General features: G+C 66.7%; 24 protein-coding genes and 2 pseudogenes. 14 read left to right on the forward strand and 12 right to left on the reverse strand.

Translation table 11 applies throughout. The annotated features are described in order from the left end of the window. Together C448_RS11855 and C448_RS11860 are read left to right on the forward strand one after the other, a co-directional pair. Positions 1-1,644 (forward strand): alkaline phosphatase family protein, encoded by a 1,644-nt coding sequence (locus tag C448_RS11855; RefSeq protein ID WP_004055049.1) that lies wholly within the window; start codon positions 1-3, stop codon positions 1,642-1,644. After that, on the forward strand, positions 1,641-2,645 hold the full coding sequence (locus C448_RS11860; RefSeq protein WP_004055050.1) for a GNAT family N-acetyltransferase: 1,005 nt from the start codon (positions 1,641-1,643) through the stop codon (positions 2,643-2,645). The genes C448_RS11855 and C448_RS11860 overlap by 4 nt, the downstream gene beginning before the upstream one ends. Before the next feature lie 54 nt (positions 2,646-2,699). Here C448_RS11860 and C448_RS11865 read toward each other — a convergent pair whose 3' ends face one another. Then, positions 2,700-3,323 (reverse strand): metal-dependent hydrolase, encoded by a 624-nt coding sequence (locus C448_RS11865; RefSeq protein ID WP_239640576.1) that lies wholly within the window; start codon positions 3,321-3,323, stop codon positions 2,700-2,702. After that, complete coding sequence (locus C448_RS11870; RefSeq protein WP_049916310.1) at positions 3,301-4,395, reverse strand: DUF1616 domain-containing protein; 1,095 nt, start codon at positions 4,393-4,395, stop codon at positions 3,301-3,303. Before C448_RS11870 ends, C448_RS11865 begins: the two co-directional genes overlap by 23 nt. Positions 4,396-4,572: 177 nt before the next feature. Here C448_RS11870 and C448_RS11875 point away from each other — a divergent pair, with 177 nt between their 5' ends. From C448_RS11875 to C448_RS11885, 3 genes are all read left to right on the forward strand, one after another. After that, positions 4,573-4,854 carry a helix-turn-helix domain-containing protein gene (locus C448_RS11875; protein WP_004055053.1) on the forward strand — a complete coding sequence of 94 codons (282 nt, stop codon included), beginning with the start codon at positions 4,573-4,575 and terminating at the stop codon, positions 4,852-4,854. A 122-nt stretch (positions 4,855-4,976) separates the two neighbouring features. Next, positions 4,977-6,077, forward strand: coding sequence for a hypothetical protein (locus C448_RS11880; RefSeq protein WP_004055054.1), 1,101 nt, complete (start codon positions 4,977-4,979; stop codon positions 6,075-6,077). A 48-nt stretch (positions 6,078-6,125) separates the two neighbouring features. After that, a complete protein-coding gene (locus C448_RS11885; RefSeq protein ID WP_004055055.1) occupies positions 6,126-6,818 on the forward strand; it encodes a dolichyl-phosphate hexose transferase in 693 nt (230 codons plus the stop codon). On the opposite strand, the gene C448_RS11890 is transcribed toward C448_RS11885, so the two are convergent. The 6 genes and pseudogenes from C448_RS11890 to C448_RS11920 form a co-directional block, all read right to left on the reverse strand. Beyond that, positions 6,819-8,858: a DUF7846 domain-containing protein gene (locus C448_RS11890; RefSeq protein WP_004055057.1), complete on the reverse strand. Its 2,040-nt coding sequence runs from the start codon at positions 8,856-8,858 to the stop codon at positions 6,819-6,821. Continuing rightward, positions 8,858-10,139: pseudogene (locus C448_RS17095) on the reverse strand (ABC transporter ATP-binding protein). Before C448_RS17095 ends, C448_RS11890 begins: the two are co-directional and overlap by 1 nt. Then, on the reverse strand, positions 10,129-11,733 hold the full coding sequence (locus C448_RS11905) for an ABC transporter permease (RefSeq protein WP_004055059.1): 1,605 nt from the start codon (positions 11,731-11,733) through the stop codon (positions 10,129-10,131). Before C448_RS11905 ends, C448_RS17095 begins: the two are co-directional and overlap by 11 nt. A gap of 1 nt (position 11,734) precedes the next feature. Further along, positions 11,735-13,003, reverse strand: a complete 1,269-nt coding sequence (locus C448_RS11910) for an extracellular solute-binding protein (RefSeq protein ID WP_004055060.1) — start codon at positions 13,001-13,003, stop codon at positions 11,735-11,737. Between the two features lie 138 nt (positions 13,004-13,141). Beyond that, on the reverse strand, positions 13,142-13,651 hold the full coding sequence (locus tag C448_RS11915; protein WP_004055062.1) for a cupredoxin domain-containing protein: 510 nt from the start codon (positions 13,649-13,651) through the stop codon (positions 13,142-13,144). 69 nt (positions 13,652-13,720) lie between these two features. Then, the gene (locus C448_RS11920; RefSeq protein WP_004055064.1) at positions 13,721-14,887 is read right to left on the reverse strand and encodes an alpha-1,4-glucan-protein synthase; all 1,167 of its coding nucleotides are present in this window, start codon (positions 14,885-14,887) and stop codon (positions 13,721-13,723) included. Positions 14,888-15,185: 298 nt separating this feature from the next. Between C448_RS11920 and C448_RS11925 the strand changes: the two genes are divergently transcribed. The 4 genes from C448_RS11925 to C448_RS11940 are packed head-to-tail and all read left to right on the forward strand — an operon-like array spanning position 15,186 to position 18,682. Continuing rightward, a complete protein-coding gene (locus tag C448_RS11925; RefSeq protein WP_004055065.1) occupies positions 15,186-16,772 on the forward strand; it encodes an acyl-CoA carboxylase subunit beta in 1,587 nt (528 codons plus the stop codon). Continuing rightward, positions 16,772-17,089 carry a hypothetical protein gene (locus tag C448_RS11930; RefSeq protein ID WP_004055068.1) on the forward strand — a complete coding sequence of 106 codons (318 nt, stop codon included), beginning with the start codon at positions 16,772-16,774 and terminating at the stop codon, positions 17,087-17,089. Before C448_RS11925 ends, C448_RS11930 begins: the two co-directional genes overlap by 1 nt. 43 nt (positions 17,090-17,132) lie before the next feature. Continuing rightward, positions 17,133-18,290, forward strand: a complete 1,158-nt coding sequence (locus C448_RS11935) for a thiolase family protein (protein ID WP_004055069.1) — start codon at positions 17,133-17,135, stop codon at positions 18,288-18,290. Continuing rightward, a complete protein-coding gene (locus tag C448_RS11940) occupies positions 18,287-18,682 on the forward strand; it encodes an OB-fold domain-containing protein (protein ID WP_004055071.1) in 396 nt (131 codons plus the stop codon). Before C448_RS11935 ends, C448_RS11940 begins: the two co-directional genes overlap by 4 nt. On the opposite strand, the gene C448_RS11945 is transcribed toward C448_RS11940, so the two are convergent. Both C448_RS11945 and C448_RS11950 read right to left on the reverse strand, forming a co-directional pair. Beyond that, the gene (locus C448_RS11945; protein WP_004055073.1) at positions 18,679-19,182 is read right to left on the reverse strand and encodes an HTH domain-containing protein; all 504 of its coding nucleotides are present in this window, start codon (positions 19,180-19,182) and stop codon (positions 18,679-18,681) included. The genes C448_RS11940 and C448_RS11945 overlap by 4 nt on opposite strands. 54 nt (positions 19,183-19,236) lie before the next feature. Beyond that, positions 19,237-19,851, reverse strand: coding sequence for a DUF7547 family protein (locus C448_RS11950; RefSeq protein WP_004055075.1), 615 nt, complete (start codon positions 19,849-19,851; stop codon positions 19,237-19,239). Between the two features lie 148 nt (positions 19,852-19,999). Between C448_RS11950 and C448_RS16360 the strand changes: the two genes are divergently transcribed. Both C448_RS16360 and C448_RS11955 read left to right on the forward strand, forming a co-directional pair. Further along, complete coding sequence (locus C448_RS16360; RefSeq protein ID WP_162832758.1) at positions 20,000-20,173, forward strand: DUF7331 family protein; 174 nt, start codon at positions 20,000-20,002, stop codon at positions 20,171-20,173. 38 nt (positions 20,174-20,211) lie between these two features. Continuing rightward, on the forward strand, positions 20,212-20,685 hold the full coding sequence (locus C448_RS11955; RefSeq protein ID WP_004055077.1) for a YbaK/EbsC family protein: 474 nt from the start codon (positions 20,212-20,214) through the stop codon (positions 20,683-20,685). 120 nt (positions 20,686-20,805) lie between these two features. Here C448_RS11955 and C448_RS17100 read toward each other — a convergent pair. Next, positions 20,806-20,952, reverse strand: a pseudogene (locus C448_RS17100) (hypothetical protein); the annotation flags it as partial. Between the two features lie 43 nt (positions 20,953-20,995). Between C448_RS17100 and C448_RS11960 the strand changes: the two are divergent. After that, on the forward strand, positions 20,996-21,622 hold the full coding sequence (locus C448_RS11960) for a DUF7282 domain-containing protein (protein WP_004055079.1): 627 nt from the start codon (positions 20,996-20,998) through the stop codon (positions 21,620-21,622). A 3-nt stretch (positions 21,623-21,625) separates the two neighbouring features. On the opposite strand, the gene C448_RS11965 is transcribed toward C448_RS11960, so the two are convergent. Further along, positions 21,626-22,183: a metal-dependent hydrolase gene (locus tag C448_RS11965; protein ID WP_004055081.1), complete on the reverse strand. Its 558-nt coding sequence runs from the start codon at positions 22,181-22,183 to the stop codon at positions 21,626-21,628. A gap of 99 nt (positions 22,184-22,282) precedes the next feature. Here C448_RS11965 and C448_RS11970 point away from each other — a divergent pair, with 99 nt between their 5' ends. After that, complete coding sequence (locus C448_RS11970) at positions 22,283-23,296, forward strand: DUF1611 domain-containing protein (RefSeq protein ID WP_004055083.1); 1,014 nt, start codon at positions 22,283-22,285, stop codon at positions 23,294-23,296. Beyond that, positions 23,293-24,333 (forward strand): dipeptide epimerase, encoded by a 1,041-nt coding sequence (locus tag C448_RS11975; RefSeq protein ID WP_004055086.1) that lies wholly within the window; start codon positions 23,293-23,295, stop codon positions 24,331-24,333. Before C448_RS11970 ends, C448_RS11975 begins: the two co-directional genes overlap by 4 nt. Positions 24,334-24,519: the final 186 nt, after the last annotated feature.

Consider the following 24,519-nt stretch of genomic DNA (forward strand, 5'->3'; position numbering starts at 1 on the left):
ATGGACGACGAACGTCGCCCCGGATCGGGGCTGGAGACGCTGCTCGTCGGGCTGGATGCGGCCTGCGGGCCGGTGTTCGACCGCCTCGAAAAGCGCGGGGCCGAGCTGCCGGCGCTGGAGGGAATCCTCGCGGACGGCGCGAGCGGCCCGCTCGAATCGCAGCTGCCGCCGTGGACCGCGAGCGCGTGGCCCTCGCTCTATACGGGGACGAACCCCGGAAAACACGGCGTCTTCGGCTTTCTCGACTATTCGGGCTACGACTGGGACGTGGTGAACGCGACCGACGTGCGCGAGCACGCGCTCTGGGAACTGCTCGACGACGAGGGGAAATCGTCCGTCGTCGTCAACGTGCCCGTCACCCACCCACCGAAGGAGTTCGACGGCGCGCTGATCCCGGGCTACGTCGCGCCCGATTCGCCAGCCTGTCATCCCGACGGACTGCTCGACGATGTCCGCGAGGAACTCGGCGCGTACCGGGTCTATCCGCGCCATACCGGCGGCGAGGAGGCGAGCACCGAGGCAAAGATCGACGAATATCGGACGGTGACGCGGATGCGCGGCGAGGCATTCCGCCATCTCGCCGACCGCTTCTCGCCCGAGTTCGGTTTCGTGCAGTTCCAGACGACGGACACCGTCTTCCACGAGTGTCCCGGCGATTTCGCCGCGCTCCAGGCGGTCTACGAAGCCGTCGACGAGCAGGTCGGCGAGATCCTCGACGCCTGCGATCCCGATACCGTCATCGTCGCCAGCGATCACGGCATCGGGAAGTACAGCGGCTACGACGTGCGCGTGAACTCCCTCCTGCGCGACGAGGGGTACGTCGAGACGGCCCGTGGCGGCGGGATGCCCTCTTGGGACGTGCTCCGCGACGAGCAGTTCTTCGACGACGAGGGGGGCGAGAGCGGCACCGACGCGCTGCTCGAAAGGGTGATGAGCGGTCTGACGCGCGTGGGAATCACGAGCCAGCGGCTCAACGCCGTGCTCGATCGCCTCGGGCTCGCCGAGTTCGTCGTCGCCCACGCTCCCAAAGCGATGGTCCGTGCGGGCACCGAGAGTGTGGATTTCCCCGCCTCGACGGCGTACGCGCGCTCACATATCGAGTGCGGCGTCCGGCTGAACGTGGCCGGGCGCGAACCCGACGGTGTCGTTCCGGCCGACGAGTACGAGGAGATCCGGGCGGTGCTCATCGATCGCCTCGCCACCCTCGAAACGCCGGACGGAAAGCCGGCGTTCGACGATGTCGCCCCGCGCGAGGACTACTTCCACGGATCGGAGGCCGAGGACGCGGTCGATATCGTGCTCGTTCCCCGCGATTTCGACCAGTTCCTCTCGACGCAGCTGCGCGGGGAGACGTTCGGCCCGCCGACCGAGCCCTACAACCACAAACGCGACGGGATGGTCGCCGCGACGGGTACGGGCATCGATAACAATGGGTCGCTCGCGGACGCACATCTGTTCGACGTCGCGCCGACCGTGCTCGCGTCGTTCGGGCTTCCGCGCGGCGACCACATGGACGGCAAGGTGCTGGATATCGTCGAATCGGCCGGCGAACGGGCCTATCCGGAGTACGACGGGCGGGCGCGCGAGACGACCGACGAGCAGGCAGTCGAGGAGCGACTCTCCGATCTGGGGTATATGGAATGAGCATCGAGATACGAAGCGCGACCGACGATGATTTGGATAAATGGAACAGCTACGTAGAGCGCTCGCCGCAGTCAAATCCCTTCCATCGACGGGGAAGCCTCGCGGCGCTCGCGGCGCACGCCGACGCCGACCTGCATCCCTTGATCGGATTCAAGGGTCAGGAGCCGGTGGGGATCTTCCCGATATTTGCCGTCGAGCGACTGGGGGTGCCGATGGCCTTTTCGCCGCCACCCGATCTCCTGGTTCCGTATCTCGGACCAGCGCTGCTCAACATGGGAAAGCTGAAACAGCGCAAGCGCGAGCGCCGTCACCAACGGTTCGTCGACGGCTGTATCGAGTGGGTCGACGAGCAGCTCGACCCGCGTTACACCCACGTTCGCAGCGACTATCGGTACACGGACCTCCGCCCGCTCGAATGGAACGAACTGGCGGCGTCGCTCGGCCACACGTACACGGTGGATCTCTCGATCGGCGCGGACGAGCTGTTGGGACGGTTCAGCAGCGACGCGCGGAGCAACGTCCGCGACGGGCTGCCCGCAAACTGTACCATCGAGGAGGGCGGCGAGCGGGCGATCCGCCGCATCGTCACCCAGATCTATCGTCGCTACGAGGCACAGGACAAGTCCTACGGCGTCACACCGGGATTCGTCCTGGATCTCCGCGATCGCCTGCCGGAGGGCTGTCTGCGCGCGTACGTCTGCCGGATCGATGGCCAGTTCGCCGGCGGGATGATCACGCTCGAAGACGAGGGCACCATCCACCGCTGGCAGGGCGGCGCGAAACACGATGCTGCCATCCCCGTCAACGATCACGTCGACTGGTGGATCATGCGCGACGCGATGGATCGCGACATCGACTCGTACGACCTCGTCGGTGCGGATTCGCGCCGGCTCAACGAGTACAAGGCGAAGTTCGATCCGGATCTCAGAACGTATCACGAGGCCGAGCGCGCCGGCCCGGCCATGCGACTCGCGCGGGCGGCCTATACGACTCTTCGCTGAGTCGGCGCTGAGTCCGTGCCATCGCCGACGACACTCTTTTTCTGACTGGCCGACTCAGCGGTGCGAACTCCGGCCCGTCACCCGACCGAGGACACGCCCGATGATCCCGATGCCGGGACGCCCGTCGGAGAGCCAGAGGGCGACGACACCCGCCATGAACAGTACGTATGCCACACCGATGGGGCTGAACAGCATCGGCAAGAAGTCGCTCATGTAGTAGGCGGCGTTTTCGAGCAGCCCCGCACCGGCCCCGGGGCCGACGATCGGGTCGGAGACGTCGACGCCCGGGCGAGCCATCGCGGGCCAGAACAGCGGCCAGTAGGAGGGATCGCCGGTCGCGAGCGAGGGCAGCACGTCGGCCGGGAGATGCGAGAGATAGCCCACGACGAACGCACTCGCGAGTTGCGTGTACGAAAGGCGGCGGGCGACGACGAGCACGAGCGCCGAGAACGGAACGGCGAAGAACAGCGAGTGAGCGAGCACACCCGCCGGCAGTAGATCGAACGACCACGAGAGCGGCTTGTCGACGAGGTCGGCGAACTGCGTGCCGACGACCAGCGCGATCGTCGCCGCACCGGTCGGTGTCCGTCCTCTGAGATGGGTGAGCAGCGAGTAGCAGAGGTAGCCGACCGCGACGTGGCCCCACGGGAACACGTCAGGCGCTCCCGTTGCCGCCACCGCCGCCCCCGCCACCCGAAACGTTCACCGAGAGATGGACCGACCGATAGGCGTTCTCCTCGGTGGGGTTCTGTGGAGGATCACCCTGGTAGAGCAGGTAGACCAGCTGCAGGTCGTTCTCGGCGATGGTCGGCGTGACGGTGTGCTGGCGCTGCCACGTCCGGTTCTCCGGGACGGTTTGCGTCGAGAACCGCTTGAGCGTGTTCCGCGTGAGCACCTCCTCGCCGTCGTAGCGCTGGAGCTGGGCCACCACCGAGTAGTTCGCCGGTTCGCCCTCGTGGTTCTGAAGCTGGACGGTGAGCTGTTGGGGCTGACCGACGGTCATGTTCTGCGGGTAGTCGCCGACCGTGAACTCCCCGGAACCGTCCTGTGTGCCGACGGCGAAGTTCGTCGTCGACGAGCCGTCCTGTGGTACTGCGAGCGCGTAGGTCATGCTCGCAGCGCCGACGAGTACGCTGAGAACCAGGACGACGTTGAGGAGCGCGTCGACCGACGAGCCGGTGAGGCCGCCGACGAAGTCGTCGATCCAGTAGCCGACCGGCACGCCGAACCGTTCGTCGCGTGGCAGTCCGAGTCGGCGGACGAACCCGATGGCGGCACAGAGCACCGCAAAGCCCACGAGCACCGCGACGATCGGTCCCGTGTGATAGGGTGAGTCGGTGCCGAACACGAGCGTGGAGAAGTCGAGCACGAGCGCGAGTAGCGGCACGAGAAACAGGCTGAGCCCGAACGAGAGCGCCACGCGCTCGCCCCAGCGGACGCCGCGGTGTTGGATCGACCGCAGGCTCGAAAACGTCCGCGTCATGCCCGACAGTGAGCTTACCTGGCCTGCGTTCCGCGAGGGGCGGCCGGGGAACAGCGCCGACAGCACCGTGTAACCAGGGACGAACAGCAGGAGTGGGATCCCGACGATGAACTGCAGCGTCGAGGGGAGACCGACGACGAGGAGACCGCCACCGACGAGTGCGTAGGCGACGACGAGGAGGAGGTCGCCCGGCAGCCCGCCGAGGGCCGAGGCGCTCTCGGCGTAGCGGTCGGCCGTCGTGTTCTCCGAGAGTGAATCACGGGACACCGTATCCGCCCTCTCGGGTGGGTGGGTTCTTGAGTGTGTTCGTTCGCCATTGTCCGGCGGTCGCGCGACCATCATCGGCGAGCCGTGTTCCGTCGATCAAAACGTACGTAAATGTAGGTAACTGATACGCACTTGTTATGGTTCTCCAGTGTATAGGGGAACGAACAGGGGAGTCACATGATAGAGGATTGGGATACGATCAGTTTCGTGATTCGCTCGCAGTACCGCGTGGACGTGCTCTCGCGGCTGGTCGAGGGGCCGGCGACGCCGTCACGTATCGCCACCGACGAAGGTATCGCCATCGCGCACGTCTCGCGGGCGCTGTCGGGACTGCGCGATGACGAGCGCGGAATGGTCGAGCTGCTCGTCTCCGAGGACCAGAAGAAAGGCCGCGTCTACGGCATCACCGAGAAGGGCGAAGCCGTCTGGGAGCGTCTCGAAGCCGAGAACATGCTCTGAGCCCGCCGATCGTCCGTCTCGGCGGCAGCGGAGCCGATCGAATGATGTTCGCCCCACACTGATAGAGTCCCGTTCGGAACGGACAAGCGCCATTTATATAGATGGACGGAGCACCCTGTTCCATGAGCGAACGTTCGGGAGCGCGGGCGGGCGAGCACGGGCGATCGTGGCTCGCTGCCGTCGCGCTCGCGGTGATGGTCATCGGATCGCTCGCCGTCGTGCCGGGATCGGCGGTGGCACAAGAGAACGCGACGTTCATCGTCCAGCAGGGCGATACGTGTACGGAGGTCACGCCGCTCGGCGACGGCAGCCAGACGGTCGAGCAGTTCTACGACTACACGGTGCTCGACGATCAGGCGAACTACAGCTCGCTTGGCACCACCGATATCCAGGAGAATCAGGTGAGCCAGCTGTTCGTCTATCGCGGCAGCGACGGGCTGAGCCTCGTCTTCCTCCACGACAAGATCAACGAGCCGTACGGGTTCGTCGCCACGGGTGACATCTCGGGACTGCCCGCCGACGGCGAGTGGGCCGTCGAGGACGACAACTACACCGACCGCGACGACACCTTCGACTACACCGACACGGGCGCACAGATCCAGTGGAACTCGAACGGCGAGCGCACCGACGGTGCAGCCTTCCGCGGACTGGGGAGTTCGGACTACAGCACGATCACCGCGGACATCGCGTTCAACGACGAGGTCGACCGCTACCCCTTCGAGGAGTGGAGCGGCTCGCCCAGCGACAACGAGATCGAGAACTGGATCGTCCGCTCGGGCGACGGCTCGACGACCGATCTCGACATGAGCAGTCCCGTCGAGATCAGCCCCGGCAGCTGTAGCGGCGGCGTGAGCACGTTCACGGCGACGACGGATGGATCGGGCGCGAACGCGACGGCGGGGACGACCGACGGATCGACCGCCGGCCAGTCGACCGCGGCCGACACGCAAACCGCGACCGACAGCCCGACGGCGACCGCAACCGACACGCAGACCGCGACCGACACGCAGACGGCGACGTCCGCCGAGGACGATGGCGGTGACGCAACCGCCGGCAACGCGAGCGATGACGGAGCCACCGCGACCGACGGCGGCGGACTGGTCGGCACGAGCTCGCCGACCCAGACCGACAGCAGCGACGCATTCGGGCCCGGGTTCGGCACGGGTGCCGCGCTGCTCGCCGTCCTCGCGCTCGCGGGTGTCGCGCTCGCTCGCCGCCGCTGATTTCGGCGAGCCTAAAAATTCAAGTAGGGGTGGGGCGAAGCCGCGTCGATGAGTGCATCCGAGAACTACGATTTCGACGACGTGAGCGTCGTGATGGGGACGTACAACGAAGCGGCTGCCATCGAGAGCGTGCTCGATTCGATCGACGAGGCGACCGACGGCGCTGCCGAAACGGTCTGTGTCGACGGATCGAGCGATCGCACGGCCGAGATCGCCCGCGAGCACGGTGCGCGCGTCATCGAACAGGAACCACAGGGCTACGGCGTCGCCGTCGCCCGCGCGCTCCGGGCGGCCGATCGCCCGGTGATCGTCACGACCGACTGCGACGGCACCTACCCGATGGACGCCCTCCCCGAATTTCTGGACGCGATCAACGACGGCGCGGACGTCGTCAGCGGCGACCGCCTCTACCACGGGGCCGCGACGATGCCGCCGTTCAACCGCCTCGGCAACCACGCCTTCGCCGTACTGGCGAGCGTCCTGCTCGGCGAGCGCGTCCACGACACGACGACCGGGATGCGTGCCTACCGCCAAGAGGTCATCGAGGATATCGAGTGGACCGAGAACACCGGTCTCTCGGCCGAACTGCTCATCCGCCCGCTCGCGCGCGGTTACGATGTTCAAGAGAGACCGATCGAGTACGGCGAGCGACTCGGCGAGACGACGCTCGATCCGCTCTCGGGTGGGAAAGACATCGCGCGCTCGATACTCACGGTCGGTCTCGACGAGCGCCGTCGGTAGTCAGGCAGCCGTGAGGTTCGCGTCGATCGACACGCCGTCGCTGGTGCCGTTGACCACTCCCCGCCCGCCGCCACAGCGATAGGCCGGACAGACCTCTTTCGTGGGCGTGAGCGCGCGGATCGTGTCGCCCGACCGGTCGAACGGGAGCTCGACGCGGTAGCCGAACCCGCCGGTCGGTCCCCGATCGACGAACACCGACAGCGTGAGCGTGTCGCCGGTGAGCGGTATCGAACTCCCGTTGACCGGTGTGACTTCCCCGCGAACCCGAGCACGCTCGTCGGCGACGAGCCGGAGATCGAGCGTTCCGTTGTCGCGCGTCGTTGTGTAGTAGCTCTGATTGTCGTCGTTCGCGAGGCGTACCGTGACGCTCTCGGGCGAGCCGGGAATCCCGAAATGCCCGTCGACCGCGAGTCGCTCGCCCGAACGAACCGTGATCGGTCGGAGCTCGCCCTTGGAGGCGTCGCCGGTCGTCGGGCTCCACGAGCCGCCGTAGACGTAGCGGTAGTACGTCCGATTCGGGTAGGCGTCGACGACCGCGAACTGGCGTTCGGCGAGTGCGTACACGGCATCGCCGCCGAAGCCGGGATCGTTGCGCAGCGCCTGGAACGGATGGCTGAGCCAGCGACCGTACGTCGTCGGGAGGAAGACGAGCGCGTTCGCCAGACTCCGATTCTCGAAGGGCTGGTAGGCCTGTTTGTACTCACTGGTGACGTTTCCGTTGCGTTCGAGCGGCTCGCTCGCCGCACTCGCCGTCACACCCGCCAGCGCCGCGCCCGCGACGAGCAGACAGACCGCGAGTGCGACGCGCGCCTGTCGGGCATCGAACCGGGGCTGTAGCAGCCGGCGGAGTCGAAGCGCGCCCCGGAGGCCGGCGTACGCCGCGAACGCTGCCGTCGGAACGAGCAGGTCGAAGTGGTAGTACGGACCCAGGAAGGCGATCAGACCCGTCCCCGACGTTTCGAGATCGCCGAGGATGTTGAAGTTACCCCAGAAGAGGACGTTGCCGACGGGGATCGACACGAACAGTCCGGCGAGCACCGCGGTCCGGGCGTGCAGCCGCTTTCGCGGGACGACGATCGCGAGCGCCGTCCCGCAGGCCGCGAGCGCCGTCCCGAGCACGCCGGCGATCCCCCAGCGGCCGAAGAACGTCGCGAGCACCTTCGCGTTCGCCGTCAGCGCGAGCGTCGGCGTGTACCGTTTGGCGTGGCCGAGGATCGCCCGTTTTCCGAAGCCGATGCCGTCGAGCGGCGCGAACGCCGCGTACGGGAAGGTGAACGGATCGCCGGTGAGGAAGGCGTTGTAGCCGAGTGCGACGGCCACGCCGAGCAGTCCGCCTGCGGCGGTCAGGCCGTTGCGGATCAGGGCGATACGGCCATCCCGCAGCGTCCAGAGCGCGTGGACGACGAACGGTGTGGCGAACAACACGGCGGTGTAGGGTCGCGAGAAGAAGGCGATGCCGATGGCGAGCCCGGCGATCGCCGCCAGCGCTCGATTCCCAGTGCGATCGGCACGGAGATACGCCGCGGCGAACAGCAGGTTCCACAGCGTCGTCGGCGCGTACGAGAGGAACGTCGACGAGTTGATGAGAAAGAGCGGCGAGAGAAAGAGCAGTCCGCCGGCGAGCAGCCCGGTCGCGCGCGCGAACCGCCGGCCCTCGTGACGGAAGGTCTCGGCGACGACAGTGATCAAAAGAGCGACGTTCGCCGCCGCGATGGCGGCGAGCGCGAGGGTGTAGTCGCCCGCGAGCCGGCCGACCGCGAACATCGCCGCGGCGACGGGCGCGTATTTGGGGTAGAACCCCTGTTCGCTCCCGACGAAGAACCACGGTCGAAACGATTCGGGGACTGGCGGCCGGAGGAACAGTTGTCCGTCGAGCAGCATGCCGGCCTGCTGGAGATACACTCCCTCGTCGTGATTCAGCGAGAGGTACGGAAAGAGCTCCGTCGAGACGATCCACACGACGAGCCCGCCGATCAGGGCGAGGGCGAGCGCCGCGAGTCGGAACCGTCGTTCGTCGAGTCGCTCGCCGAGCCGTCCCATCACTCGGCGGGATACCACGCGAGCCGGTGGTCGGCGACGAACGAGACGGCGACCCGTTGGTCGAGGTGGATGTCGGTCGTGTGGTTGTGCTCGCAGTGGATCACGTCGCCCGTATCGAGTTCGACGCGATAGACGAACGACGATCCGGTGTACTGCCGGTGGACGACCCGTCCGTTGCCCGCATCCTCGTCCGCCACGGGGTTCGCCCGGAGATCGTCCGGCCGCACGAGCACGTCGATGTCGGTGCCGGCGTAGTCGTCGGTGAGTCCCTGCATGCGCGCGGTCTCGAAACTCCCGATACCGGTGTGGACGCCCGCCTCGTCGACGCTGCCCGACAGGAAGCCCGCACGACCGAGGAACGCGGCGACGAACCGTGATTCGGGCTCTTGGAAGACGACTTCTGGCCGGTCGATCTGTTCGAGATGTCCATCGTTGAGCACGGCGACGCGATCGGAGATCGACAGCGCCTCCTCCTGATCGTGGGTGACGGAGACGGCGGTGACACCCGCTGCCTCCAGAATGCGACGGACTTCCTCGCGCATCCGTACGCGCAGGCGCACGTCGAGATTGGAAAACGGCTCGTCGAGCAGCAGGAGATCGGGTTCGGGCGCGAGCGCGCGGGCGAGCGCGACGCGCTGTTGCTGACCGCCCGAAAGTTGGTCAGGTGTCCGCTCGCCGAACGATTCGAGACCGACGAGTTCGAGCAGTTCAGCCACGCGCTCGTCCGTTCCTGTCTCTTATACACATCTNTTGCTGACCGCCCGAAAGTTGGTCAGGTGTCCGCTCGCCGAACGATTCGAGACCGACGAGTTCGAGCAGTTCAGCCACGCGCTCGTCCGTTCGATCGCCGTCGGCGTCGGTGAGGCCGAACGCGATGTTCTCCTCGACGGTCATGTGTGGGAACAGCGCGAAGTCCTGGAAAACGATGCCGACGTCGCGATCCTCGGGATCCACAGAACGAGTGTCGTCGGCGACGCGCTCATCGTCGAGAGTGATCGTTCCCGCCGTCGGGGTTTCGAGCCCCGCGATCAGCCGCAGCGTCGTCGTCTTCCCACAGCCCGAGGGGCCGAGCAGCGTCAGTAGCTCCCCTTCGCGGACCGACAGCGAGAGCCCGTTTACTGCCGTTTCGGCCCCGAACTCCTTGCTCGCGTCGGCGAGTTCGAGCACCACGTCGGCGGTGTCGGCGCTTCCCGGCGCGCTGTCGGGCGCATCGGCGCTGGCCTCGCGGGAGCGGTCGGTGGCGGCTTCGGGATACGGTTCCTGGGTGGATTTACCGGACATCATCGCCCTCCTGCGTGAGGATGACGAGCATCGAGAGTCCGGAGACGGCGACGAGCACGAGCGCCGGTACGGCGGCCGCCCCGTAATATCCTGCGTCTTGGACCTGCCAGATGTAGGTGACGAGCGTCTTGAACCCGGAGGGATGCAGGAGGAGCGTCGCGGGCAGCTCCTTCATCGTCGTCAGGAAGACCAGCGCCGCGCCCGCGACGACGCCCGGCGCGATCAGCGGGAGCGTCACGCGCCGAAAGCTCGCGAGCGGCGAGTGGCCGAGCGTGCGCGCGGCCTCGAGCAGCGATCGATCGACCTGGAGCACCGACGACTGGGTGGTGCCGACCGCCTGCGGGATGAAGCGGACGACGTAGCCGAAGATCAACAGGGGAAGCGTCTGATAGAGCCCCGGCAGATAGCGCACGCCGAAGTAGACGAGCGCGAAGCCGACGACGACGCCGGGTGCGGCGTAGCCGAGATACGTCATCCGATCGAACAGATCCGTGAGCATACCGTCCGTCCGCGCCGAGAGATAGCCGACCGGCAGCGCCGCGAGCGTCGCGACGAGCGCCGCGAGCGCCGCGACGACGACGGAGTTCAGGCCGTAGGACCATTCGAAGGCGAACCCGCCGGCCGAGTAGCCCGGCCCGCCGCGGAACAGCCACAGCGCCAGCACGCCGAGCGGGACGATCAGACAGAGCGCGACGACCAGCGTACAGAAGGCAAGCGCCGGCCACTTCCAGGCTCCGAGCGAGATGGTGTAGCCACGCCGTCCGCCGGCGTAGGCGTTTCCGTCGTCGGCCGAGAGGCGCGACTCGATGCCGAGGATGGCGACAGTGAGCCCCAGCAAGAGCACCGAGAGCAGCGCCGCGCGGCCGCGGCCGAAGGCGTTGTACTCGACGAAGATCATGCGCGTGAACACGTCGTAATGCATGATCGACGGCGTCCCGAAATCAGAGAGCGTGTAGAGCCCCACCAGCAGCGCGCCGGCGGCGATCCCCGGGGCGATCTGAGGCAGGACGATGCGACGAAACGCGCCGAGATAGGAGTGGTTCAGGGTGCGCGCGGCCTCGATCTGACTGGCGTCGAAGGAGAGCAGCGCTGCGCGCGTGGTGAGGAAGACGTACGGGTAGACGAACAGTGTGAGGACCAGCACCGTGCCCTGAAGCCCGTAGATGGTCGGTATCGACTCGATTCCCAGCGGAGCGAGCAGATCGGCGAGCGTCCCCCGCGGGCCGAACGCCGAGACGAACGCGAACGCACCGATATAGCTCGGGACGACGAGCGGGAGCGCCAGCAGGACGGTCCAGAACCGTCGGAAGGGGAGGTCGGTGCGTGCGGTCAACACCGCGAGCGGCACGCCGAGCAACACCGAACCCGCGGTAACCGCGGCCACGAGCAGCGCGCTGTTGATCGTGATCTGGACCGTCGAGGGCGACGACAGCAGCGCGAGTGCGCTCTCGATGCCCATATCGAACGCGCGGACGACGAGCCACGCGATCGGGGCGACGACCGCGAGCGCGATCGCGCCGGCGAGCGCGAGCAATCCCCCTCTGAGGACGGTCCCGCGATCGATATCGATGCGACCGTCGCCGAGGGTACTCATCTCAGAGCACTCCGGTCTCGCGCATGAGCGTCAGGGTGGGTTCGAGGTTCGAGAGCTTCGCGAGATCGATCTCAGGCGGATTGAGTTCGTCGATCGTCGGCAGTCCGCCGACGGGCGGGACGCCCGGAATCATCGGGTAGGCGAACGTCCGCGTGGCGAAGAACTCCTGGGCCTCGGCGGTCAGGAGGTGTTTGATGAAATTCATAGCGAGCTGGCGGCGCTCGGTCCCTTTGATCACCTCGACGCCGGCGGCGTTGATGAGCGCGCCCGCGTCGCCCTTCGTGAACGCGAGCTCGATCGGCGCGTTCGGGCGGGCGGCCCGCACGCGCAGCGAGTAGTAGTGGTTGGCGAAGCCGGCCGCGAGCTCGCCGTCGGCGACGGCGTTCGAGACGAGGAACTCGTCGGGATACTCGGAGATGTTCTGTCCCTGCATCCCTTTCAGCCACTGCTTGGTCTGCTCTTTGCCGTGGAGCAGCCGCATCGCCGTGATGAACGACTGGAAGGCCCCGTAGGTCGGTGCCCAGCCCATCGATCCCTGTAGCTGCTTCGTATCGGTGAATTTCTGGACCTTGTTCGGGATCTGGTTCGCCGAGAGCTTGTTCGTGTTGTAGGGAACGCTCCGCGCGCGCCCGGCGACGCCGACCCACTGGTTGTTCGGGTGGAACGACTTGGGGACGGGCTTGACGACCTTCTTCGGGAGCTTCATCGTCGCATCGTTGTTGGCGACGACGCCGAGCGCGCCGAGATCGACCGCCCAGAAGACGTCGGCCTTCGGCGAGCCACTCTCCACCTCGGTGATGAGCGTGTTCGCGAGCTGTGAGGAGGAAGCCGTCCGGAGCTTCACGTTGAACTTCGGATACATCTTCTGCAGCAGATCGAGGAACTGAGTGTAGAGTCCGCCCTCGCCGCCGCCGAGATAGACGCTGAGCGTGCCCGAGAGATCGGGGAGATCGTCGATGCGCGGCCCCTTCAGCGGTGGGCGACTCTCGACGAGCGGGCCGGAGCCCCGGAACGATTTGATGCCGACCGAACCGTTCGTGCTCGCGTTGCCCGAGGCGTTGCCGACGGTGCCGTTCGCCCCGCCGCTGGCGTTGCTCGAAGCGTTGGAGCCGTTCGCGCTCGCGTTGGTCCCGCCGGACGAACAGCCGGCGACCAGCGCGCCGCCGGCCACGACGGCCGACGTGCGGAGGAATCGTCGCCGTCCCAGCCCGGAAGCACCGTGATCGTCGGAACCGTTCGTCGTTGGATCGTCACCAGCGCGTCGCGTCATTGCCACATATGATTTAGGACAGCCTAAAAACCCTGTCGTTCCGCGATCGATCCATCGCATATAGCGACGCCGCTCGGCGGTATGTCGTTTGTGGTATCGGTGACGAAACCGCGATGCCCATGTCGTGGCTCGGCGTCGTTAGTTCGCGACCTCGATCGTCTCGTGCATGCCGAGTTTGTAGTGGTCCTCGGTCTCGCCGTCCTCTTTCTCGACGATGAGGCAGGCGAGCTCGTACGTGCCGGGTTCGAGCTTCATCTGCAGCTTCTTGCTCGTCCCCTTGCCGATGTCGTCGACCTCGTCGAGCTCCTCGTAGGCACCGTCGTCGCTGCGCTGTCTGACGACCAACTCGTGGACCTCGTGGCCCTTGTTGACGGCGTTGAACGTCACCTGACCCGACGGCACCGACTTCGCGTCGGGTTTCACCTGCCACTCGTTGAGCACGACGCGCACCTTCCGGTCGTCGGAGGCACCCGGGGTCCCGCTGGCGTTGCTACCGTTGCCACCGCTGCCGTTCGCGCCGCCGCTGCCGTTGGCGCTGTCGTTTCCTGATTGTGCACCACCGGTGCAGCCGGCGAGTCCGGCCGCCGCGGCGAGGCTTGCCATACCACCTTTCAGTACCGTCCGTCTGTCGAGATCGTGTCCTTTCATCGTTGATCACTGGCTGTTTTCGGCCAGCCTAAAAATTGGTGGTGGGTGGTAACCGTTATACCTGCCGGTTCAGTCGTCGGCGCTGGCGGCGGCCGGCACGGCGATCGAGCCCGGATCAAGCGCGTCGAGACAGGCCAGCCAGTCGTGCATGTACTCGCCGACGTACGGGAGGAACTCGCCGTTCTCGCAGTCGCTCCAGTCGCGTTCGACGAGCGCGTCGGCCATCGCGGCGAAGGCACCGGCGTACGAATCGGCGTCCGCGGCCGCGTCGTCGACGGCCCGCCAGAGGCGTTCGTTGGCGTCGAGCGCGGGGAGTTCCGAGCGGAGGTCGTCGAACGTCGAGCGCTCGGCCTTGTTGTGCTTACAGAGCGGCCCGCCGGTGACGATCTCCGTGCCCAGCACGTCGCAGGCGCGCTTGAGGAAGACGCCGCTCCAGATGTCGTCGAACCGGCCGACGTCCCAGGGGTTGTCGTCCATCGGGAGCTGGTAGAACGCCGGGATCACCTCGCGCCGGAAGGCGAGGTTCATCGAGCAGACCGTGAGATACTGGCCCTCCGCGGCGACGAACGGCTCGCCGAAATCGTCGGCCGAGAGCCGTGTCTTGGCCTGTCCGCGGAGGTCGCCGTCGGCGAGAATGCGGGCGGCGTCGAGGTCGGGTACGTTCGTCCAGAGCCCCTGCGAGGCGACGACGTTCGTCACGCGCGTGCGGTCGGTCTCGACTTCCTCGCCCATCGCGGAGTAGGGGTAGCCGCGCGGGTAGAGACCGTGCTCGTCGGCGTTCTCGTGGAGGACGTTCACCCACTGCTCGTCCGAGCGGACGCGCTCGATCTCGTGTTCGCCGTTCAGGTTCGCGAGATGCGTCCCGAAGAAGTCCTCGTCCATGTGCGGGCGGGTGTCGTCGTCGATGAAGACGCCGTAGTCGAACCCGTTCGCCCAGCAGTAGAGCAGCCCGAAGCTCGTCTGGGCGTGGCTCGCGGCGGGGACGAGATGCGAGAACTCCGTGACGGACTGTTCGTCGTACCACGCCTCGCGGGCAGCGCCGTCGAAGACCTCGCCGGCGAGACCGAGCTCGTCGAGCATCGTCGCCATCGCCTCGGTGTCACAGAAGTCCTCGGTCACGAGCACGACGTGGAGGCGGTCGGTGTCGAAGCCGTGCTTGCGGGCGTTTTCGGCGTAGGCTCGTACGCACTCGAACTCGCGTATCGTCGGAACGATCACACAGATGTCGGCCGTCATTGCGATGTCGCGTGTTTTTTAGGACGCCCTAAAGAGTCTGTCGTTGTCACTCCGATAGATCCAGTACCATTCAATGGTAACGAATGGTGAGAGTGTGTTCGCAGTCGCGACGGTGATCTATCGTGGCACAGATTTAGGTAGCTACACGTAGAGCAACGACACAGAGACATGACGCTCGACACGCAGACCTGCGTGGTCACCGGCGCGTCCCGCGGGAGCGGCCAAACCGTCGCCGGGCCCGTACCGGGCTCTCTGACCGACCGAATTCTCGCCAGCAACGGCGGCATGGGGTGGTAGCGTGGCGGCCGAAGACGACGCCAACACCGGCGAGAGCGACGCACTAGACGAATCGGCGATCGAGGAGCTGCGGCGACGCCGCACCGAGGCGGCGCTTGGCGGGGGCCAGGCCCGCATCGACGCCCAGCACGATCGGGACAAACTGACCGCCCGCGAACGCATCGACTACCTCCTCGACGAGGACAGTTTCGAGGAGTTCGACCGGTTCGTCGAACACCAGTCGACGAACTTCGGCATGGCCGAGAAGAAGTATGCCGGCGACGGCGTCGTGACTGGCTATGGCGAGGTCGACGGTCGGACCGTGTTCGTCTTCGCTCACGACTTCACCGTCCTGGGTGGGTCGGTCGGCGAAGCGGTCGCCGACAAGATCTGTAAGGTGATGGACAAGGCGATCGAAAATGGTGTTCCCATCGTCGGGTTGAACGACTCCGGCGGTGCACGTATCCAGGAGGGGATCGCCTCGCTCACGGGGTTCGCCAAGATCTTCCAGCGGAACACGAAGGCGAGCGGGCTCGTGCCGCAGATCTCGGCGATCATGGGGCCGTGTGCCGGCGGGGCGACCTACTCGCCGGCGCTGACGGATTTCACGTTCATGGTCGAGGACACCGCCCAGATGATGATCACGGGGCCGGACGTGATCGAGACGGTCACCGGCGAGCAGATCACGATGGAGGAGTTGGGCGGTGCGAGCGCTCACGCCAATGAGAGCGGCGTCGCCCACCGAACCGCCCCGACAGAGGAGGAGGTTCTCGACGACATCAAACGACTGCTCTCGTATCTCCCGCAGAACAACGTCGAGGACCCGCCGCGGGTCGACTCCTGGGACGATCCCGATCGGCGCTGCGAGGTCGGCGAACTGGTCCCCGACGCACCGCGCAAACCCTACGACGTGACGAACGTGATCGGGAACATCGTCGACGACGGCTCCTTTTTCGAGACTCACGGCGGGTTCGCGCGCACGCTCGTGACCGGGCTTGCACGCATGGACGGCCGGCCGGTCGGGATCGTCGCCAACCAGCCATCGGTCAACGCCGGGACGCTCAACATCGAATCGAGCCAGAAGGGCGCGCGGTTCGTCCGCTTCTGCGATTCGTTCAACATCCCCGTCCTCACTTTCGTCGACGTGCCCGGGTTCATGCCCGGCACTGATCAGGAGCACAACGGGATCATCCGCCACGGCGCGAAGCTGATCTACGCCTACGCCGAGGCGACGGTCCCGCTCTCGACGGTGATCCTCCGGAAAGCGTACGGCGGAGCCTACATCGTCATGGGCTCGAAACTGCTGGGCGCGGACACGAACTACGCGTGGCCCGGTGCGGAGACCGCCGTGATGGGTCCACGCGGGGCGGTGGACGTCCTCTATCGGGACGAGCTCGCCGACGCGGACGATCCCGAGGCGACCCGCCAGGCGCTGATGGACGAGTACCGCGAGGAGTTCGCCAACCCCTACTCGGCGGCCGAGCGCGGCTACGTCGACGACGTCATCGAGCCGAACGAAACTCGCAAACGTCTCATCCGCGACCTCGATGTCCTCGACCGCAAGCGCACCGACGGGCCACCGAAAGACCACGGTAACATCCAACTCTGATGACAGCGACATCGTTGCTGGCCGAAACCGACGATCCGGGCGACTCGGACGACGAGCAAGCGACCGCGAGCGAGGGGGTTCTCGACGAACTGAATCTGTCGGTGCCCGCGAGCGCCGACCGCGGCGAGGCCGCAGCCATTGCCGCTGCCATCGGTGCCCACCTCCGCGACCGCGCCGCGGCTGCCGCAAATGCCGACGAGGAAGGGTCGGAATCCTGTGATCGGTGGTCGCTCTGTGGCCGTCTCGACGGGCGGACGCCACCCCAGGGGGTCGCTCGCGGCGAGGAGTGGAAGACGGCGGGGCGACTCCGTCGGTAGCGTCGAAACATCCATAACGGGGGCGGGAGACGACCCGGACGAAATGAGCACGAACGTGGCCGTCATCGGCGCATCGATGACCCAGTTCGGACAGCGCGAAGCGTGGATTCAGGGGTTGCTCGCCGAAGCGGGCGCGGCCTGTCTCGACGATGCCGGCGTCGCGCCCGACGCCGTCGAGCATCTGTACGTCTCGAACATGGCCAGCGGCGAGTTCGAGGGCCAGACCGGCGTGCCGAACGCGTTGGCACACGACCTCGACTGCCTGCCGGCCTACACACAGCGCGTCGATCAGACATCCTCGTCCGGCGGTGCCGGCATGTACGCCGCCTGGCAGTCGGTCGCCTCGGGCGCGAGCGAGATGACACTGCTCGTGGGTGGCGAGAAGATGACGCATCGCTCGACGGGCGAGGCCACCGACGTGATCGCCTCGCTGACCCATCCCGTCGAGTACAAACACGGCGTGACGCTGCCGAGTTTCGCGGGGCTGACCGCGCGGCGCTATCTCGATCGCTACGATGCGCCGCGCGAGAGTCTCGGAAAGGTCGCGGTCAAAAATCACAGAAACGGCGTCGACAACCCGCACGCCCAGTTTCAGAAGGAGGTCGATCTCGACACCGTTCTGGAGAGTCCGGTCGTCGCCGACCCCCTTCGGTTGTACGATTTCTGTCCGATCACGGACGGGAGCGCGGCGCTGATGTTCTGTCCGGAATCAGTCGCGAAGGAGTACACCGACGAGTACGCGCTCGTGAGCGGCGTCGGCGGCGCGACCGACACCCACGTGGTCCACGAACGCGCGGAACCGACGGTGATGGGCGGCGTGGTCGAGTCGGGGAAAGAGGCCTACGAGATGAGCGGCTACGGTCCAGAGGACATCGACGTGGCCGAACTCCACGACATGTTCACGATCCTCGAATTCCTCCAGATGGAGGGACTCGATTTCGCCGAGCAGGGCGCTGCCTGGGAACTGATCGAGGAGGGAACGACCGAACACGACGGCGAGCTGCCGATCAACACCTCCGGTGGGCTGAAATCGAAGGGTCATCCCCTCGGCGCGAGCGGCGTCGCCCAGGGCTACGAGATCTACAAGCAGGTGCTCGGCGAGGCCGGTCCGCGACAGGTCGACGCCGACGTCGGACTCGCGTGTAACGTGGGTGGATTTGGCAACTGTGTCATCACCACCATCCTGGAGGCGGGCGCATGAGCCCCGAGAGCGATTCCGGCACTGGCGAGCCGCCGATGGAGGCGGCCCGCTACACGGACGGTTCGATCACCTACCCGCCACATCCGCTCGGTCCCGGTGGCACGGAGCGAACCGGCACGGTGGATCTGAGCGAGCACACTGCGACGGTCGTCACGTGGACGACGAGCACCGCCACGCCGCCCGGCGTCCGCGAGCCGAACCACCTCGCGATCGTCGAATTCGATATCGAGGGCGAATCGGTGCGCGCGCTCGGCCAGCTCACGACGGACGAGATCGATATCGGCGACGACGTGAAACCAGTCTATGCCGAGGAACTCCGCGATCCCGAGGCCGGCATCCGCGAACCCGCGAGTCAAGAGTGGGATGGCTATCGGTTCGAACCTATCGATTAGGGTGCGCCGACCGGCAGTTCCTCGCGCGTCGATTCCTCCGATCCCTCCGTCGTTTCGTCGCCTTCGAGCGCATCGAGCGCCTCACTGACGGTGTACGAGCGATCCTCGTCGGCGTGCGGGAAGACGGCGCTGAGTCGGTCGCCCTCGTAGACGGCGAGACTCATCACCGGCAGGACGAGCGCGGTGTGCGATTCGCCGGTAATCGACGAGTGACACTCGCGCGTGTCGAAAAACGGGGCGAGGCTGACGCCGTGTCTGCGCGCCCAGTCGTCGAACGTCGCGTGCATATGGTGTGTCTCGCGTTCGGAGCAGTCGGTGTCGACCGGCACCCGCTTCTCCCACGTTCGGACCGTCGCACCAGCGACCTCCCCGTCGGCGTCGAGCCACCGGAGTCGCTCGCGGACCCCCGACTGCGAATCGCGCGCGGCCGCCGGCACCGACGACCGTACGAACAGTTCGAGCTGTACGTTCCCCTCCGGCAGCGATCGTGCCCCCTCCATCACATGCGAAGAGATGTAATCGAGACTATAAACTCTTGTGGCCGCAGTGACCGTTTACTCCGCGTCTTCCTCGTCGTCGTCCTCGACCGCATCACGGATCGAATCGAGCTCGGCGTCGACATCGATCGCGACGTCGTCATCCGATTCATCGCGTTCCTCGCGGGCGGGAACGGTCCGGTCGCGTGCGGAGCGGGTCTCCCGTCGGTCGCTCTCGGCGAGGCGATCGTCGATCTCGTCGCGGAGCGCGCGGGCCTCGTCGGCGAGCGTGCGCGCGGTCGGGTCCTGAGGTCGTCCGTCGAGCGCGCCCTGGAGATCGTCGAGCACGTCGTCGAGACGATCGAGCGCGTCCCGACCGAGACGCTCACCCTGTCGTCGCGTCTCGCGCCCGCGCTCGCTGACCTCCTCGCCGGCGCGTGCCAGTCGGAGGGCCGCCTGAAACGCTTCGAGCGCGCGGACGTTCGCTTCGAGAAACGCGATGAGCGCGGGGATCGCGAACTCGTCGGCGAGATCGAGCAGTTCGCCCGGCGTCGGCGGACGGGGCAGTCCCAGTGGTCCGCGGGGCGGTTCGCGTGGCCCGCGCGTTTCGAGTTCGTCGCGGAGCTCGGCGAGCGTCGACGAGAGATCCTCGGCGAGGCGTTCGAGTTCGGGGTCGCGTGGCGCGTCGCTCATATCCGCAGTTCGGGGTCCAACGTGAAAAGGTCGGGTTCCCGTGTCGTTCCCAACCTCCGGCAGCGTTTCGAATATGGTGACAACGTTTATCACGATGTGGCCCCTCGGTGCAACTAGCGGCACCGAAAACCGACACTACCCAAAACCAATGAGCACGTCCCCACAGGAGTCGCCCTCCGACACCTCGGCGAGCGTACCGGCACGCGAAGAACGCCTCGTCGCCTTCGAGCGCGAGGACGGCGCAGTCGTCATCTACGACGAGCGCGAACACACGGCGTGGCTCCAGTCGAGCGGTGCGGTCCCGATCGCCGACGCACGGTAGCCATCACCGTTTTTAGCCCGCTCGTTCTCACGCACGACATGCATCGACGGGCAGCAGCCTTCGCCGAGCGGGCCGAGCAGGAGCACGGCATCGCGGTCGACGTCCACGAGTTCCCCGACGGAACCAGGACGGCGAGCGCCGCGGCCGCGGCCATCGGCTGCGACGTCGCCCAGATCGCGAGTTCGCTCGTGTTCGTGGCCCCGGAACCGGTCGTCGTGGTCACGAGCGGGGCCAATCGCGTGAGTGAGAACAAACTCGCCACCGTTCGCGACGTCGACGAGAACGCGGTCGCGATGGCCGACGCCGACACGGTGCGCGAGACCGTCGGCTGGTCGATCGGCGGCGTCCCGCCGTTCTGTCACGATACGTCCGTCCCGGTCTATCTCGACGAAACGCTCCAGACGTTCGACACCGTCTGGGCCGCCGCGGGCACGCCCGAGGCTGTCTTCCCGATCGCACCCGAGCGCCTCCGCGAACTCGCCGACGCACGGCCCGTCGACGTGGCCGAGTAGGCCCGACGAGTCAGTCGGGCGGGTCCTCGATGTCGCCCGCGATGGCCTCGAAGGCGTCGGCGCGGTCACGAGCCCAACCACCTGTTCGCCGTCCGTATCGACGATGGGTGCACGTTCCCGATTTTCCTCCCGAAAGCGATCGACGAGCTCGCTGATCGGGATGTCGGACGGGACGGTCAACGGATCGGTGGCGAGCGTTTCGAGATCGGGATCGCCGTTCCGGGGGAGAGGAGAAGGGGGGGGGGAGACATCGACTTCCGAGAACATCGCGGGCCGACGGTTTTTACCCGCCGCCGACCTCGCCCGACGTATGCGATCGACAGTTACTGCCGCATGTCTCGTCGTTCTGCTCTGTGGTGCGGGGATGGCCGTCGTCCCGGCAGCGGCCCAGTCCCAGCAGGCCCAGCCACAGCAGGGCGACGGCGTGCGGACGCCGAACGCGACGATGGTCTTCACCGACCAGACCACGAACGGGACGACCGTTCAACTCAACTCCGTCAACCTCTCACAGGGCGGGTTCGTGGCGATCCACGACGCGAACCTCACGGACGAGAACGACACCGTCGGCAGCGTCATCGGCGTCTCCGAGAAACTCGGTGCCGGCCCGCATCAGGACGTCCGGGTCCGGCTCTACGGGGTCGACGGACGCCAGTTCAACCAGTCGCGCCTGCGGACGAATGGCTCGCTGACCGCGATGGCGCACTTCGATTCGAACGGGAACGACCGCTTCGACTTCGTCCGATCGAACGGCAGCGTCGACGGACCGTACGTCGCGGGAACGGGGACGATCACCGAGAGCGCCGTCGTCTCGGTCGAGCGCGAGGAGACGACCCCCGACAGCGCGCTCGATATCGGTCTCGTCCCGATCGTCGCCGCCGGGCTCGTGGTGGTCCTGCTGATCGTGCTTGCGGCGGTTGTAGTCCGGCGTCGGCGATAACCCTCAGCTCTCCGACCCGCTTCGTTGCGATCGATACCAGCCGCGAAGCGCGCCGAGCCCCGGCCGACCGTCGCGCAGCCAGGCCAGCACCGCGAGCGCCACGAGGAGGAACTCGAACGCCACGAGCGGCGTGAGCTCGAAGTCGAGCAGGTGGATGGCGAACCCCATGCTCGTGTCGTAGGCGGGCTGGTCGAGCACCGGCCAGCCGAGATAGCGGACGTAGGCGTACTCGCCGCCGAGCAGCGGCGACAGCGCGTCGGCGAACGGGTGGGTGATGTAGCCGACGGCGAAGGCCAGCGCCGGCCGTGCCAGCCCGTGACGACGGGCGTAGGCGTAGATCAGCGTACAAATGATGGTCGCTGTGAGCAGTGAGTGAGCGAACGAGCGCCCGCTCGGCAGCACGTGAAACGTCCACGCGAGCGGTTTGTCGACGAGATCGGGAAACTGCGTACCGACGGCGACCGCGATTGCCGCGCCGGCGCTCGGCGTTCTCCCGAAGCGCCAACGCGAGAGCGCGGTGTAGACGAGATAGCCGACGGCGAGATGTCCCCACGGCCACATACACCCCGCTACCGCCGTCGACGCCTTACCCGCTTCGAAGCCGTCCGGCGCGCCCCTGGATGGTCGGCATTTAAATCCTCGCTCGCCCTCCCGGGAGACATGACCGTCGCACTGCTCGCCCACGAGAAGTTCCCGGAAGACGCGAAAACCGCCGTCAGCATGCTCCGGTACGCCGATGACGAGATCGTCGCGGTGCTCGACCGCGACCGCGCCGGCACGCGCGTCAGCGATCACCTCTCGGGTGTCCAGGACGCGCCGATCGTCGCCGGGATGGACGACGTCGACGACTGCGACGAACTGCTCGTCGGCATCGCGCCGATCGGCGGCGGCTTCGACGACTCGTGGCGACCCGACGTCCGAGCTGCGTTGGAACGTGGCTGTGACGTCACCGCCGGACTGCACTACTTCCTGAACGACGACGAGGAGTTCGCCGACCTCGCCGCGGCGAACGACTGCGAACTCCGCGACGTGCGCGAGCCGTCGCCCGATCTAACGGTGAGCGAGGGGGTCGCCGACGAGGTCGACGCCGAGGTGATTCTCACTGTCGGAACGGACTGTTCGGTCGGGAAGATGACCGCGACGCTCGAACTCTACGAGGCCGCCCGCGAGCAGGGCGCGGACGCCGCGTTCATCCCGACGGGCCAGACGGGCATCATGATCGCGGGCTGGGGCAACCCGATCGATCGCGTCGTGAGCGACTTCACCGCGGGTGCGGTCGAGGAGATGATTCTGGAGAAGGGGAACGACCACGACTACCTCTTCGTCGAGGGGCAGGGCTCGATCGTCCATCCGGCCTACTCGGCGGTGACCTGCGGTATCCTCCACGGCGCGATGCCCGACGAGCTCGTGCTCTGTCACGAGGCGGGCCGCGAGGTGATCCACGGCTACGAGGACACCCCGCTCCCGGCGCTGCCCGAGTACGTCGATCTCTACGAGAGTCTTGCCGGCCCGGTCCACGACGCCGACGTCGTCGCGGGCGCGCTCAACACCCGATCGCTCGACACCGACGAGGGCGCGCGCTCGGCGGTCGACGCCTACTCGCGAACGCTCTCGGTGCCGGCGAGCGATCCGATCCGCTTCGGCAGCGACGAGCTGCTGGAGGCGCTGTTGTGAATCTCGAAACGAGCTTCGAGCGGCTGACGCTCGACCTCGCCGACCCGTTCACGATCTCCAGGGGCACGCAGGAAACCGCCGAAAACGTCCTCGTGCGGATCGCCGACGGCGAACACGAGGGTATCGGCGCGGCTGCCCCCTCCGAACACTACGGCGAGACCGCCGCGACCGTCGAGGCCGTCCTTCCCGATCTGCTTGCCGTCGTCGAAGAGGTCGGCGATCCGCACGCGCTGGAACGCATCGAACGCCGGATGGCCCACACCGTTCGGGACAACCCGGCTGCGCGCGTGGCGGTCTCGATCGCGCTCCACGATCTCGCGGCGAAACGCCTCGACGTCCCGCTCCATCGCTACTGGGGGCTCGATCCCGAGGCTACGCCGGCGACCTCCTTCACGATCGGGCTCGACAGCACCGAGCGGATGCGCGAGAAGACCGAAAGCGCGGTCGCGGCGGGTCACTCGGTGCTCAAGGTAAAGCTCGGTACCGAACGCGATCGCGAGATCATCGATGCGATCCGTGACGTCGCCCCCGACATTCGCCTGCGTGTCGACGCCAACGAGGCCTGGACGCCCCACGAGGCGCTCGACAACATCGACGTGCTCGCCGACTTCGACGTTGAGTTCGTCGAACAGCCTGTCTCGGCCGAGAATGGGACGGGGCTCGAATACGTCCACGAGCGCTCACCTCTCCCCATCGCCGCCGACGAGTCCTGCGTGACGCTCGCGGATATCCCCCGTGTCGCCGAGCACGCCGACATCGCCAACATCAAACTGATGAAATGTGGCGGGTTGCGCGAGGCGAAACGAATGATCCACGCGGCGCGCGCCCACGGGTTGGAGGTGATGTGTGGCTGCATGATCGAATCGAACGCCGCCATCGCCGCCGCCTGCCAGCTCGCGCCGCTGCTCGACTACGCCGATCTCGACGGCTCGCTGCTGCTCGCCGACGATCCCTACGGGGGAGTGCCGATCGAGGGCGGCGAGATCGATCTCCACGGTGTCGAACGCTCCGGAACGGCTGCCCGGGCGCTCGACTGAGCGGGTACACGGTCGGGAATCGTCGCGAAACGCCTCTTATCGGCTGCCTTCCAGCGATTCGATACAGTTCTGTGTATGAATAGTGTGCAAAGATTTATACGACATGGCAGTATTTTAGCTAGTGGACGGTAGGAATTACGACGAAAGTCGTGTGAATTGGGGCGACCCGAGATTCGACCCCGTCCA

This window comes from Halococcus morrhuae DSM 1307 (assembly GCF_000336695.1).
Classification (GTDB): Archaea; Halobacteriota; Halobacteria; order Halobacteriales; family Halococcaceae; genus Halococcus; species Halococcus morrhuae.